Origin of the sequence: Rossellomorea sp. NPDC071047 (assembly GCF_050270195.1) — a bacterium.
In the GTDB taxonomy this organism is placed as follows: domain Bacteria; phylum Bacillota; class Bacilli; order Bacillales; family Bacillaceae_B; genus Rossellomorea.
Map to the genome: position 1 here is coordinate 193,249 of NZ_JBNNJT010000004.1, position 14,253 is coordinate 207,501.

General features: G+C 42.2%; 14 protein-coding genes. 5 read left to right on the plus strand and 9 right to left on the minus strand.

Annotated features, from left to right (window positions below):
• Nucleotides 1-7: 7 nt before the first annotated feature.
• Nucleotides 8-754 (minus strand): YveK family protein, encoded by a 747-nt coding sequence (locus tag ACQKFO_RS15195; protein WP_044339940.1) that lies wholly within the window; start codon nucleotides 752-754, stop codon nucleotides 8-10.
• 204 nt (nucleotides 755-958) lie between these two features.
• Here ACQKFO_RS15195 and ACQKFO_RS15200 point away from each other — a divergent pair, with 204 nt between their 5' ends.
• Both ACQKFO_RS15200 and ACQKFO_RS15205 read left to right on the plus strand, forming a co-directional pair.
• Nucleotides 959-1,756, plus strand: a complete 798-nt coding sequence (locus tag ACQKFO_RS15200; RefSeq protein ID WP_427599771.1) for an SGNH/GDSL hydrolase family protein — start codon at nucleotides 959-961, stop codon at nucleotides 1,754-1,756.
• Nucleotides 1,757-1,855: 99 nt separating this feature from the next.
• Nucleotides 1,856-3,094 carry a LysM peptidoglycan-binding domain-containing protein gene (locus tag ACQKFO_RS15205; RefSeq protein ID WP_427599773.1) on the plus strand — a complete coding sequence of 413 codons (1,239 nt, stop codon included), beginning with the start codon at nucleotides 1,856-1,858 and terminating at the stop codon, nucleotides 3,092-3,094.
• A 40-nt stretch (nucleotides 3,095-3,134) separates the two neighbouring features.
• Here ACQKFO_RS15205 and ACQKFO_RS15210 read toward each other — a convergent pair whose 3' ends face one another.
• Nucleotides 3,135-4,874 (minus strand): cell wall-binding repeat-containing protein, encoded by a 1,740-nt coding sequence (locus tag ACQKFO_RS15210; protein WP_427599775.1) that lies wholly within the window; start codon nucleotides 4,872-4,874, stop codon nucleotides 3,135-3,137.
• A gap of 199 nt (nucleotides 4,875-5,073) precedes the next feature.
• On the opposite strand from ACQKFO_RS15210, the gene ACQKFO_RS15215 reads away from it, so the two are divergent.
• Nucleotides 5,074-6,012, plus strand: a complete 939-nt coding sequence (locus tag ACQKFO_RS15215; RefSeq protein ID WP_427599777.1) for a LytR family transcriptional regulator — start codon at nucleotides 5,074-5,076, stop codon at nucleotides 6,010-6,012.
• A gap of 81 nt (nucleotides 6,013-6,093) precedes the next feature.
• Here the strand turns inward: ACQKFO_RS15215 and ACQKFO_RS15220 are convergent, their stop codons facing one another.
• Nucleotides 6,094-6,783, minus strand: coding sequence for a hypothetical protein (locus ACQKFO_RS15220; protein ID WP_427599778.1), 690 nt, complete (start codon nucleotides 6,781-6,783; stop codon nucleotides 6,094-6,096).
• Nucleotides 6,784-6,834: 51 nt separating this feature from the next.
• Nucleotides 6,835-7,713: a helix-turn-helix domain-containing protein gene (locus ACQKFO_RS15225; protein WP_427599780.1), complete on the minus strand. Its 879-nt coding sequence runs from the start codon at nucleotides 7,711-7,713 to the stop codon at nucleotides 6,835-6,837.
• A gap of 204 nt (nucleotides 7,714-7,917) precedes the next feature.
• Here ACQKFO_RS15225 and ACQKFO_RS15230 point away from each other — a divergent pair, with 204 nt between their 5' ends.
• Nucleotides 7,918-8,166, plus strand: coding sequence for a hypothetical protein (locus tag ACQKFO_RS15230; protein WP_427599782.1), 249 nt, complete (start codon nucleotides 7,918-7,920; stop codon nucleotides 8,164-8,166).
• 744 nt (nucleotides 8,167-8,910) lie between these two features.
• Nucleotides 8,911-9,234: a hypothetical protein gene (locus ACQKFO_RS15235; RefSeq protein ID WP_427599783.1), complete on the plus strand. Its 324-nt coding sequence runs from the start codon at nucleotides 8,911-8,913 to the stop codon at nucleotides 9,232-9,234.
• 59 nt (nucleotides 9,235-9,293) lie between these two features.
• On the opposite strand, the gene ACQKFO_RS15240 is transcribed toward ACQKFO_RS15235, so the two are convergent.
• The 5 genes from ACQKFO_RS15240 to hutI form a co-directional block, all read right to left on the minus strand.
• On the minus strand, nucleotides 9,294-9,614 hold the full coding sequence (locus ACQKFO_RS15240) for a hypothetical protein (protein WP_427599785.1): 321 nt from the start codon (nucleotides 9,612-9,614) through the stop codon (nucleotides 9,294-9,296).
• A 173-nt stretch (nucleotides 9,615-9,787) separates the two neighbouring features.
• Nucleotides 9,788-11,119 carry a hypothetical protein gene (locus ACQKFO_RS15245; RefSeq protein ID WP_427599786.1) on the minus strand — a complete coding sequence of 444 codons (1,332 nt, stop codon included), beginning with the start codon at nucleotides 11,117-11,119 and terminating at the stop codon, nucleotides 9,788-9,790.
• The gene (locus tag ACQKFO_RS15250) at nucleotides 11,112-11,678 is read right to left on the minus strand and encodes a sigma-70 family RNA polymerase sigma factor (RefSeq protein WP_427599787.1); all 567 of its coding nucleotides are present in this window, start codon (nucleotides 11,676-11,678) and stop codon (nucleotides 11,112-11,114) included. Before ACQKFO_RS15250 ends, ACQKFO_RS15245 begins: the two co-directional genes overlap by 8 nt.
• A 366-nt stretch (nucleotides 11,679-12,044) precedes the next feature.
• Entirely contained in the window at nucleotides 12,045-12,989 is a 945-nt protein-coding gene (gene hutG / locus ACQKFO_RS15255; protein WP_427599789.1) for a formimidoylglutamase, read from the minus strand.
• Nucleotides 12,967-14,253: an imidazolonepropionase gene (gene hutI / locus ACQKFO_RS15260; RefSeq protein WP_427599791.1), complete on the minus strand. Its 1,287-nt coding sequence runs from the start codon at nucleotides 14,251-14,253 to the stop codon at nucleotides 12,967-12,969. The genes hutG and hutI overlap by 23 nt, the downstream gene beginning before the upstream one ends.

A 14,253-nucleotide genomic window follows, 5' to 3' on the forward strand; every position in this document is an offset into this window, starting at 1 on the left:
CTGTTTATTAAACACCGACACTTTCACCTCTGCGTCTTGACGTTCTTTCCTGGCGATGAGCTACCTTTTGAAATTCACTGTCGGTAATCGTCGGGATTACCCCTAGTACAGGGAGCTCGAGACCTTTCTCGATGTCCTGCTCTGTTTTCACTGTGTTATCCAAGAATTCTAATAAGAAAGCAAGTCCTACACCTGCCATTAATCCGACTACCAGTGCAATCGCGATATTTAATAGTGGTTGAGGTTTAATCGGAGATGGGTTTTCTCCAAGTTCTGCCTTTGCAAGAATGCTTACATTATCGACATTCATGATCTTCACAATTTCTGTTTGAAATACTTCGGCAATCTTATTCGCGATGGCTGCTGCCTGTTTAGGATCTTCATCCTGAACGGAGATGTTCACGACTTGGGAATCCTTTTCACTTTGAACCGTTACTTTTTCATTTAGTGCCCCAGTGGTCATATCTAACTTAAGATCATCAATAACAATATCCAGAATAGCCGGGCTCTTCATAATGACATTATACGTATTGATTAACTGCAGGTTTGTTTGCACTTCCCCTACATTAAATGACTGTTGGTCGTCTTTCGATTTATTCACGAGCAATTGAGTGGACGATTGATAGATTGGTGTGAGGACAAAATAGCTGATGGCCGCACTTACCAATACTGCCATAAGGGTCAGTATGATGATGAGACTCATGCGTTTCTTCAACGTCTGAATGAGCTCCTTTAAACTGATGGTTTCTTCCATGATAGCCTCCTAAATTTCTTCAAAAATAAAAATCTCGTCATATTATATCATAAGTTCTTGTTATTTTTAGGGAATCTTGTCATAATTTTAATAGAATTGAAATCTTTTGTTACATATCTATTAAACAATAGATTGTTTATTATTGGAAGGGGCTATCCGGATTTGGTTCCATTTTCCAAGTTCAATATTCATAGGAGGTTCGTAATGAAAAAAGTCTTTATTTTTTTCCTACTTATATTATGTGGTGGGGTTATCGTGTACGGGAATCTTCACTGGAAGTCGATGACGTCGGACTCAACGTCTGCGGATTCGTCTTCAAGTTCAGAGGAACAAGGTGAATCTGATAAGAGTGAACCAACATCCCTTGGAACAGAGGAAGGGGAGTATCTATCTACTACAGTCAATTGGCCGGAAGATGCCCGTTCTCTTTATAAAGAAAAGCTGGAAGCTGGAGAACCCTTCAATATTGTTTTAATGGGGTCAACCGAAATGGATTCCATTGAAGAGGGATGGAATGACAAGGTAGCGGAAGCTTTAGAAGAAGAATACGGGGACACTGTTTCAATCGAAAGTCTTTCCTTTGAAACCACTACACTTGAGTTCGTTCGAGAGGAAAGATATGAAGAAGTTGGGGAATTACAGCCCGGGCTCGTCATTTTTGAGCCGTTTGTGTTCATAGATAATGGAAATGTTACGATTGAGGACACTCTTCAAAGCATCGGAACAATTATAGATGAAGTAAAAGAGTCATCACCAGGATCCGCATTCGTCCTTACCCCTCCTCAGCCTATCTATCAGCCGGCGAATTATGCAGCACAGGTTACCGAGATTCAAGAGTACGCTGAAGAGAATGATATTCCGTTTATCGACCACTGGTCTAACTGGCCCGATGTAGAAGATGAAGAAATCAAAACGTATCTGGATGATGTAAGCAGTCCCAATGAGCAGGGACACACTGTCTGGGCCAAAGGAATCATCGACTTCCTAGTAGAAAAGAAATAAATTTTTACTATTTAAGGAATATTTTAGTTTTTTCCGCCAAATTATGTGATAAAATGACGGTATTATCTATCAAACTATGACAATAAAGGAGAAGTGTACGTGAAAAAGACATTGGTTTCTGTAGCAGCTACGGCTGTTCTCTCGTCTTCGTTTGTTAGCTATGCCTCGGCAAGCACTCACAAGGTGGAGTCAGGCGACTCCCTTTGGCTGATCGCAAACAAATATGACACAAGCGTTGCCAACTTAAAGAGTTGGAACAAACTGCAGTCGGAGATGATTTTCCCTAATCAGGTATTGAAGGTTGCCGCGAGCGGTGCACAGGCTCCACAAGCGCCACCAAAGCAGAACTCAGGTCAATCATCTGCTAAAACGTACACAATCAAGTCCGGAGATACATTAGGACAGATTGCCGGAAAGCATTCGATTTCCCTTGCTGATTTAATGAGCTGGAATGGTTTGAGTAATCATCTGATCTATCCCGGACAGGTGTTGAAAGTATCCAAATCCGGTGCTACGCCTGCACCGAGCAGTCCGGCACCAGCTCCTGCTCCACCTAAACAGGATGGCGCCATGACGAGCTATTCGGTACAGTCGGGAGATACATTGTCCCATATCGGGATGAAGTTTGGTGTAACGGTAGCCCAATTAAAAAGTTGGAATGGACTTTCGAGCGATTTCTTATCGATTGGACAAGTACTGAAAGTGTCGAAATCAGGCGCTCAGCCTGTCAGTCCGGCACCGACGCAACCAGCTCCTACTAAACCGGACAGCTCAATGACAAGCTATACCGTTAAGTCGGGGGATACTCTGTCTCATATTGGTGCAGCATTCGGTGTGAGTGTAAGTGACTTAAGAAATTGGAATAATCTTTCAAGTGATTTCCTGCGTATCGGACAGGTTCTGAAAGTGAAGGGTACGTCTCAGGCAGTCAAGCCGCCAGCTTCGTCCCCAAATCAATCTTCGTCCTTTTCCGTTGATAAATTATTAAGTGAGGCAACGTCTCATATGGGAACCCCTTATGTATGGGGAGGCTCATCGGTCGGCGGCTTTGATTGCAGCGGCTTCATCTATTACGTCTTTAAAGAAGCCGGTGCTAAAAGTGTAAAGCGTCTATCCAGTGAAGGATACTACAGTCGCTCCTATTACGTGAATTCACCTCAGCCGGGTGACCTTGTATTCTTCGAAAATACATATAAAAAAGGCATTTCTCACTTAGGCATTTATATCGGAAATAATGAATTCATTCATGCCGGGGACAATGGTGTCCAGGTTACAAGCTTAAGTAACTCTTATTGGAAATCGAAGTTTGATGGATTTAAGAGATTTTATGAATTGTAGAATAGCAGAACCCGATGACTCAAATGTCACCGGGTTCTTTTTATGGTGTATAGAAATTTTGTGTATAGTAAACCCCGTACTCACCGCCGAAGTATACTCCTGTACCCAGTTGTTTGAAGAGGGGACTCAGGATGTTCTTACGGTGACCGGATGAGTTTACCCAGGCATCATGGACATCAATGGCATTGAATTGACCCGCGGCGATGTTTTCCCCCGCTGATGAGTAAGAGATTCCCGCCCGGTCCATTCTTTCAAAGGATGATAGACCATCGGGGTTATTATGACTGAAGAAGTTTCTAATGGCCATGTCTTTGCTATGGGCTCTTGCTACTTCTTGAACCTTTACATCTGCCTGAAGAGGAGCCACTAGATGTCTTGCCCGTAATGCATTTGCCTGGTCGAGAATCTGCTTCTCCATGCTGTTTCTTAATTCTGTTTCGTTCACGTCCGGATTGGTTATCGTGAAATCTTCTCTCATGAGTAAGATGCCGGAAAGGGTATTCCCATCATTTTTATCATAGTAGGTACGTATAAGCATTTCATCGTAATCATAATCGTTGGCCTGATTATGACTGGCGCCTATTTGGTTCATTTTGGCTTCTACTTCTGTTTTGCTCAGACCAAGCTTAAGTCCTGATTGGGATAACCAGCTATCCGAATTTGAATAGACAGCCACAACGACCCCTTTGAATATGCCGTATTGGATGTACTTCTTGGGATCCTGATTATAAACATACCAATCAAAGCTGAATCTGCTTTCATCGATTCGCCGGGGATCACCCAAGGAAGAGCGAAGCAATTCTTCGGTAGCATTGACATGAACTCCTTGGAAACGGAACTCTTCCAAGCTTCCTGTCAGTTTCTCCTCGACAACTGATGAAACGGCGTTGCCCCCTCCAAGAATGCGGAATGAGTCATAAGAGTTTAGCAGTTTTTTTATTGGTGAAGGAATAGCTTCTTTTCTCACTAATATTATAGGTGAGTTTTCTTTCGCTGCCAGTACTGACCCCGATAAGGCATCTGCGAAGTTTGTCCCCGTTGCTACATAAGCTCTTTCCTTTTCCATTGGAAGCCCTTCTATGATGTTCCTGGCGGTATCATAGCGGTCGATTCCGCCATATCTGGTTGTGCTTGGGAGCTTTGATTCGACATTCGCAGAGATCACTCCGTTACCTCCGACTATTATGGTTTCTGCCTTTTGATCTGTTATCTTTTTGGTGGATGAAGGCAGAGTACTGGATTCCGTCAGTACGATCGGAATACCATTCTTGGCGGCAAATGGAGCCACTGCCAATGCATCCGGGAAGTTTCGTCCGTTTGCTACGATTGCCTTCTTGGAAGGTAAGTATCCGGCGATTTTGGCAGCCGTTTGGAAGCGGTCGGCTCCTCCGATTCTTGTAATCTTGATATTATTCTTTTTCAATTCGTTTTCAATGGTTGCATCGATTGCGCCGGTTCCACCTAATATGTATATATGCTTTGCCTGTAAACGCTCAATTTCTTCTTTTGTTTCAGAAGGCAGACGATTTTTGTAGGTTAGTAGAATCGGTGCGCTCATTTTATAAGCCAGCGGTCCCCCTGCAAGAGCATCGGGAAACGTTTGTCCGTTTGCCAGCACAACAGTGTCGGATTTAACCCATCCCCGAAATGAAATCTCCACAGCTGTATCGAAGCGATTTTCTCCACTGATCCGGTTTACATTTGCCTTAGCTGTGTCCAGTCTTACCAGGCTGAATGCAAGGATGATAAGTAAAATGGTTATGGCGGTTTTTTTGATCAATTGATTCCCTCCTTATGTTTTCTCTACTCTAATAATACCAAATAAACCCAACCTGTTGAGGGTCACCTGACAATTCAATCCCGTTTTCTGATGCTTCTGACAAAAAGAGACAAAATTTTACTAATGTATTCCCTTTTGCCTTTATTTCTAGTATATTTTTCATATGTGTAAAATTCATTATTTATAGGTGGGATATATATTGAGAGCAGATAAACATAACAAAAAAAGAAAACGCAAGTGGCCGAAAGTCGTTGGGATTGTCTTTATCCTATTATTGTTAGCTGGTGGAGGATATGCATATTCCATTTATCATTCACTGAATAAAACGGCTGAAACGATGAACGAGAAAATTGACAGACCGAAGTCTGAGAAGCGGACAGAGGAAGTAAAGTTCAATGAGAAGCACCCATTCTCCGTATTACTATTAGGTGTGGATGAAAGAGACGGTGATAGAGGCCGATCTGACTCTATGATCGTTGTGACTGTGAACCCTCATGAGAAAACGACTAAAATGATGAGCATCCCTCGTGACACTCGCGTCGATATCGTAGGTAAAGGAATGGAAGACAAAATCAACCATGCCTATGCTTTTGGTGGAGTAGAAATGACGATGGATACAGTTGAAGAATTCCTGGATATACCGATAGATTACTATGCAAAGATCAATATGGAAGGATTCAGAGATATTGTTGACGCTGTCGGCGGGGTAACCGTTCAGAATGATTTTACTTTCAACTACGAGGGGTATACGTTTAAAGAAGGTGCATTAAAACTTAGCGGTAAAGAAGCTCTTGCCTATTCCCGTATGCGCTACGAAGATCCCCGCGGGGACTTCGGCCGCCAGGCAAGACAGCGACAAGTCATCGAGGCGGTCATTAAAGAAGGTGCGAGTGTATCTTCTCTATGGAATTACGGCGATATCTTCGGAGCCATTGGTGAAAACGTAAAGACCAATTTAACACTTGATGAAATGGTTGATATCCAGAAAAACTACAAGAGTGCGACTGCGGATATTTCTCAAAGTCAAATCGCCGGTGAGGGAACCAAACTGGGCGGTATTTACTACTACATCGTTCCTGAAGAAGAGAAACAAAAAGTTCAGAGTGATTTGAAGGATCATTTGGATTTGAATGAATGATGATGATGCCAGCCCTGGTTTGCGGGGCTGGTTTTTTTATCGGTACTCTCATCCACGGAAAATAAAAAGAACAGCCCATGTTTAAGCGGCTGCTCCTTTATCCTTAATTATTATGGATCTCCCCACCCAGAAGCCACCTGCCATAAACAGGGCGCCGATCAGAGAGAGAAACAGTAAGGACGATGCTCCACCGTCCTGGTAAGGTAAGTCTGTATAATATCCCTGTGTTTCTTTCGATATGCCTCTAATCCACTGGGTCTCAAGCTTTGATTTGGTATCTGACGTAAAATCACTCTTCTTTATGATTCCATTTTCATTGATTGTGTACGTTCTGTACTTGGTGGTTGAATCGTTCTCATTTGCAGGAGTTGTTTGTAAGCTGACTATGAACTCTTCTTTTCCTGTTTGTTTATCTGTCATCTGCTTATATAGAATCGCGTCGGAATAAGGTTTCATGCCTTCTTCATCAGGATTTACCTTATAGCCTTTCAGCTCTGCTTCCTCTTCATCATTGATTTCCAGGATGATTGTTGGAGGATCGCTTTCATTTTGTCCAAAGGTATTGATTTTCACCCCATGAAAGACTTGGACTGCATCGATCATCCCATCCTCTTCCAATGAAGTGAAATCATATCTCTTATCAAATGCTTTTTGGTAGAAGTTCTCTCTTACGGATTGGATAAGAAAATACGCTGCGATCACCATGATGACAAGTCCGATAATGAAGAAAGATCCGCTTATTTTAAGCCACAACTTTTGTCTTTTGTTCATAATCCGTCACTCAAATCCTGTTTATTTAAAAGAATGAATGGAGGTCCGTCCCTAAATCGTTAATTTTTCTATTTTCCGACGGATGTATTGGATGAATTTGTCGTCTCCCTGAAGTTCGAAGACGATGAGTGCTTTTTGCATGTATTTCTCGGCTGCTGAGACTTTCCCTTGCAGTTCATAGTTGTAGCCGATGTGATAATGAAGTTCTCCCAGGAGGTACATATTGTCCTTTAGGATGCACCAGTCGATGGCATCTTTACAGTACTTCGTGGATTGATCAATATCTTCCAGTCTCGTTAATACTCTGGCAATATTATAGTAGAGCCTCGTTTTGATCGTATAGTCCGTTAAGTGAGGCAGTGCTTCAATATGCGACTTCACTTCCTGATAGATCTCTGATGCCCGTTCAAAGATTCCTTCTTCGAAATACATGACTCCTATCGTTAACAGAATTTCAATTTCTCTTTCTGTCCAAATTTTATCCGTGGTGTGGGTTAAAGAAATGGATTTGCGAAGTGTTTCTTCTGCTTTCTCGAGATCCTTATCAAGTTCAAATTGATAAATTCCTTTATGCCACTTCAGAAGTTGCAAATTTCTGTTATTATTAAAGAATAAAGGATTTTCTTCTTCAGCTGTGACCACTTCTTTCATTTCTTTGTAGTCCATATTTCTTCTCGCGATTTGCAGCTGTCTTCCAACCTCTAGAACATAATCAAGTCGAGGAGTCATTCCTATATCAAAAAAGTAGTTAACGTCTACTCCAAGCTTCCTGGATATTAGAAACAACGTCGATGCGTAAGGAAAGACATCTCCTTTTTCGATTTTACTTATCTGAGCCTGGGTACAAATCCCTTCTGCCAGCTCTTCCTGTGAAAGACCTATATTCTTACGTAGTTCTTTTATTTTTTGACCTACGATACTAAAGTCCATGTGAATCTCCCCTAAGAAAAAATATTCCTATAATTATATTTTTCATTATAATCAGCCGTATGGCTTATCTTTCATCACTTAAATTGGTGAATAAGCCCCTAGAATCGGGATGTATGCATTTGTTAAATATGCTTTAATATAGTTAACAATCTTTTAATCAATCATACCCAAAAACTTTCACTTTGAAAAAGGGAGGAAATACCTATGAAAAAACGTTTTCTTACAATTGTCACTGCTTCTGTCTTACTTCTTGGAGCTTTCGCAGCAGTTAAAGCACCATCTAATGATGTAGCTGAACTACCTTCTGTATACTCGACTCCAAATGTAGTGGCCGAACTACCTTCTGTTTACTCTAAAGTTGTAGCAGAGCTTCCATCTGTGTACAAAGCCCCTACTGAGAATGCGGCTGAATTACCTTCTGTTTACTCTAAAGAACTTCCATCTGTTTACTAATACCCCAACTTAGAGAGATGACAAGCCTTCAAACGCAGGAGGCTTTTTTTTCATTATAATATGAATTTACACTCGCACTATATTCTTTTAAGCATATGTCTAGAAAGTTTTCCCTACCATTAATCAAAAAGCGAGGGATTTTTCACTTTTGTTGCTTGATAATCAAGGTATTGTCGAAAGGGAGAACGATCTTATATAGCCTCCCTGACTTTTACACCATTGCTTTTTCAAAACTGGTATTTTTGACACTATGTAACCATCCGTCTATACATTCATAACACTAGAAAGAAACGTAACCATGACCCTCTAGCGGCTTCGTTTTCTTTTCCCCATTCCCTCTCATTACTTAACGATATTTTTATATAGTGCATTTTAATAGGACAACTTTACCAGTATAAACGTAAGACTCCTCACTGACTATACCGTTTCAAACTTTCATCAAACCTGATGTTCTTGAAATTCGCTTCCTTCTGATATATGATATTCTATTCTTTTGTGTCCATTTCCTTCATTTAAAGAGAACTTTGGCAGGAATGTGATTTTGGAACTAGCCTTCTTTCGCATGGCGATTCTCCATCATAAATATTCTTTTAAGAATATGCCCGGAGTTATATAAATGGAGAAAAAGTGATCTATTGAGGAGATTTCAAAACCAATATCCCCTGTATTGCTTTGTGGTGCCAAATACCTTCTCTAATGAATTTTGGTAGGATAAAAGTACAATAAAAGAAAGGGGGCTTCATGATGAAAAGCATAAGCATGAAAGTAAATCCTCTATACTCGGACTTGGATATGTCGATCCAATTCCAATTCGAATTTTCCAAAGGTGATTGTAAGGTCGGGCAAGCCATGGTATCCACGTACGCCATTAACAACCATGTGGAGTATCGTAAAACTCAAAGCGTAACAACTTCTAAAGTTGAGAAGTGTGCCGTCATTGATCAGTTCGAAATCGCAGGTGACCTTGGGGAATCCTGCATGAACAAGCTCCGCCACTTTCTGAAAGTGATCGGGATGAAAGAAATTCATTCTGGTTATGACATGACGCAGGAAAGAATTAGTAATTAAATGTTGTTTAGATTGAAGAGGCTATCCCATCTGGGCTGCCTCTTTTTGCATCTGCCATTCTAACATTTCCTCATAAATCGTCTCAAAACGATATACCTTCTTTTATTCGTGCGTTTCAACATGCGCAATACTGGAAGGGCAAATAATTTCAATGCGTTGATTGTAAGGGCTGCGCAGGCAAATGAATTGATTAAAAAGTATGGTAGATTGAGTATGAATACCACCATTGAGCATAAGCCCCATAACACTGCCTCCACTACTACCCTCTTTTCATAGGTTAATTTCTTTTTAATCAAATATGCCGGAGTTACTGCAACGATTATGGATGATAGGAGCAGGAAGAGCATGGCACATAATAAGCCTATAAGTGCTTCAATCATAATGATTCCTCATTTTCATAAAATCTTACCTACGATTCATTTCACCTTTTCTTAACAAAACTCCTGCCACTATCTTTTTTTAATGAAGTTTGAACTGCATATATGTTTCACGCTTCTCATACATACGTAAAGAACTTTGGCATATGCCAAAGTTCTTATGTGAGGGACGGACCTTACTCAATGGAGCTTAAATCACCGGTCCAATTGATGTCTGGATAACCCCCTTCATGAGTACTTTTCGAATTGCTCAATCCCGTATCGTAATAACCGTCTATACTATTCTCAATATGGATAACATAGGTATAATCATTCCATATTGTTCCTTCTTCGATTGCTTCGTTCGAAACTTCCGTCAATCTCTTCAGGAATTGATTTGCTATCGCTCTCATTTCGTCCTCTGGTGTCTCCTGCGGGACTACGATGTTAAATTCCAACGGGTCCTGTTGAGAGTGTTGGATGACTGCGTGAGATACTGTATTTTGCACGATATAGTCTCTCGCTTCGTTGAACCATTCCTTTCGAAAATCTACCACTTCTTCCTCGCCAAGGTACTGAATATCCTTACTTAAATAATCCGCACCTCCTTTGTTCTTAAGAAGTGCCACTGATGTAATATACGATCCGCGATCAATGGTTTGAATCTCGCCAGCCGTATTTGGTTTAAGTTTGTTAAGACCGTCTAACTGCATTTCAACAATATATTCGCCGTAGTGAAAATCCGCAGTATAAACGCCTTCCATCACATTATAAAAATAATACGGTTCACCAAGCGTCTCGATAACTTGATCCAGTTTGTATACAGGGCTGATATTAGAGCGAATCTGTAACAGCTTCTTTTCATCTTGAAGAAAATGGAGTAGATAATTGTTAATCCGATCATAATCTTTATGACCTTTCATAATGTTGATATCTTCATACGTATCCTTGTATAACTCCTGTATCTCGTCAACAGAATCTCCTATGGTAAAAGAAGTCCCTATGAAAGTTCCATTCTTCGCTTCACGCTTAAATTCATCCGGGTGACTTAGGATGATAGACAGGTCAAAGGGATTTAAAGGTGGTACATCCACCTTTTCAGGCTTGTTTTCCTGTTCATTTTTAACAGATGGCCCTTCTTCTGACTTTTCTATCCCTTCTTCTTGTCCTTCATTCTCATTTACGCGATCAACTGGTTTTGCGGATTTCCTGATTATAGCTTTTTCATCTTTTATTTGTTCATCTGCATTGTCATTAGGTATAAACGTGAATTGATCTCTAGACTCCTCTTTATCGTTTTCCTTCACCAGGTTATCCTTAAACAGAAAACTGGAACTTAGAATAGAAAGAATCATGATGATACATATAGAAACACCTAGATTGATGAAGATAGATTTTGGCGATGACTTCTTTTGTTTTTCACTCCTTATCTTCGTCATAATGGCTCTTTTTTGACTGACAGGGTCGGTGTTCTTGAATACTTCCCGTTCTATTTCATTCTTCAAATTGTGCAAAGGGTCCTTATTCATTGGGAAACCTCCCTTCCATTGTTTTCTTCAGCTTTTCTCTTCCGCGATCTAACCTCGTCCGGACCGTTGAAGGGTTAATCCCCAGCATATCAGCGATTTCCTGGGTCGATAATTCCTCGTAGTAGTATAATAAAATGATTTCTCTATATTTCATGGGCAAGGAGTATATATGAGATGCGACAGAATCATTTTCTTCGTTTTGTATGATTTCTTGTTCCGGGGTGACTCCCGTCTCTTTATTAAGAATGCTATGGAATTTATTCACGATCATATTTTTCCTGAAATAAGCTGAGCGTTTATAATCTTTACACTGGTTAATGGCTATTCTGTAAATCCACGTTTTGTACGAGGATTTTTGGTTGAACTGATGGAGAGCATGAAATGCTTTAATGAATACCTCCTGTGTAATATCCTGAGCAGCTGACCAGTCTTTCACATATAAATACACCAATTTTGTGACCTGTGCTTCATACTCGTCAATCAAATTCTCAATCAACCTTTCCCCACTTACTTCCATCTGCATCACTCCCCTCTTCTCATGCTGTAACACTTCTCCCATTTTATATCCCCCTTGATTAGGCTGGATGGACGCTATTTCCAAGCCCTCATTATACCTAGGTCCGTTCCCCATCCGCTATAGTTTAATGAATTTTTTTACATTTTTGTAAGTTATTCTTGAATTAGACGCTTGTCGGAATTAAGGTGTCTCATTTTTGGGGATGTTTTTGAAAATTCCGATGGCACAAATAAATAATGTATCCGTCTATTGCTTCTTAACAATTCATTCAAGATGATGTATGTTCTCGGGATCAACATAAGAATGAATAATAGATGATAACTAAACACAAAGAAGTTAGCCTTACCAGAACATTAAAGGTCCGTCCCTCACCGCTTTAAAGTGGTGAGGGACGGACCTTCGTATTAGTTAAATAAGTGAATTTATGATTAGAAGGCTTGCGATTCTACTCGTCATGTCTCTAATGTCGAGGGTTGGATCGATTTCTACGATGTCCATGGTCGTGACTTTTGGGTGTTGGAGTGCAGTTCGAATCGCATCCGTTAAGGTGTCCGGGTGCATCCCTCCTGGACCAATCGCCGGGCAGCCTGGGGCATATGCCTGGTCGAGGACATCCATGTCTACGGAGAGGTAGATGGTGTCGACTTTGGGTTCTAGTTGGGCTAAGGCGCCTTGGATAAGTTCTGCGATCGGTTGTTGTCTGACGTCCTTCATCGTATACACCGTCACACTCTGCTCGATAGCATAGTCATAATAGGCTTTCGCGTTTGCATAGTTTCGGATGCCAATTTGGATCAGGTGTTCACCTTTGATATGTCCCTCTTCTATTAATCTCCTAAACGGTGTGCCGTTGGTCGGACCTCCGTCCTCTGTGTTACGCAGGTCATGATGGGCATCGAATTGAATGATACCCACTGTCCCCTTCGTTTCCTTGATGGCTTTCACCGTTGATGTGGTGATGGAATGGTCGCCTCCAAGGATGATGGTGAAGGGTGCTGCGTTAGTGTTGGTAGCATCTTTGACTGATTCATAGATTCGTTGATGGGACTCTTCTATCGATGTCGGGTGCATGGTGATGTCGCCGAAGTCTATGATGGTTTTCTTGTCTTCTTGGAGGTCCGTTCCTCTTTCGATGTTGTACGTCGTAAACGAGTTCAGGCATCTTCTGATTGCGTCAGGTGCAAAGCTTGCCCCTGAGTGGGAGATGGAAGGTTTGGAGAGGGGAGCACCGATGATGGCGATGTCCCCTTTCTTCCCCTCTTCCCAAGGTGTCAGGAGCTCTGCTACTTTGGTTGTGTAGCGGTCTTTGAATTGAGCTTTCCCCGCCTGCTTAATGTGCTGAAATGTGCTCATGAAGTTTCTCCTTGCGGTAGATAATCCGGCCGTTTTTCATGACGGTGTGGGTGTGGTTCACCCCGTAGTGATACGGTACGTAATGATAGTTTGGTACATCCCATAGGACGATATCGGCTTTTCGGCCTGTTGCAAGCTTTCCTGCTGAGTCACCCCTGTTGATGGCATGTGCTGCGTTGACGGTGACGGCATTCCAGATTTCTTCCGGGGTCATTTTCAATTGCAGGGAAGCAAGGTTCATAATGAACTGCAGATTCTCTGTTGGTGAGCTTCCCGGGTTGAAGTCTGTTGACAAGGCGACTGCCGCTCCCGCTTCCATCATGCCTCTTGCGTTGGCGAACTTGCCTTTGTTCAGATAGAAGGACGTGCCTGGCAGGAGGACCGCAATGGTGTCCGTCTCGCCCAGTGCCTGGATACCTTTTTCGGATGCGCCAACTAAGTGGTCTCCGCTTGTTGCCCCGATTTCGGTTGCCATTTCCGTTCCGCCGAGTGGATCGATTTCGTCGGCATGAATTTTGACGGAGAAGCCTTTTTCTTTTGCTTTTTTCAGGAACTCGCGGGACTGTTCGACAGTGAATACCCCTGTTTCGCAGAAGATATCGACGAATTCAGCCAGCTGTCCTTTTTCGATATCGTTCAGTAGCTCGAGCATTTCCGTTAAAAATTCATCGGAGCGGCCTTTGAATTCCGGTGGGATCGCGTGTGCCCCAAGAAATGTGGAGACGATGTCTGCCGGGTGCGATTCGTTCAGTTGTTTGGCTACTCTCAGCTGTTTTAGTTCGGTTGGGCGGTCAAGGCCGTAGCCGCTTTTCGCTTCGACCGTTGTGACTCCGTATGAAATCATTCTGTTTAAGTGGAAGCGCGCCTTAGTGAGCAGCTCTTCCTCTGATGCTTCACGGGTAGCACCCACGGTTGATAGGATGCCTCCCCCGCGTTTCAGGATTTCTAAGTATGGTACACCCTGCTGTTTGAGGGCCATTTCGTGTTCACGTGAGCCGCCAAAGACCAGGTGCGTGTGCGGGTCAACAAGACCTGGTGTCACAAGCTTACCTTCTGCATCGATTCGTTCCGTTGCTTTGAGGGATTGCGCTTCTTCGTGGGTTCCGATCCATGCGACAAGTCCGTCCCTGATGGCAAGGGCCGCATGCTCTGAAACCTTGAGTTTACTCATTTCCCCCCCTTTGAGAGGTCCGTCCCCGTGATCCATTGTCAGGAGTTGTCCGATGTTGTCGATGATGGTGTCGAAGTGTTTTTCTGCGGTCAT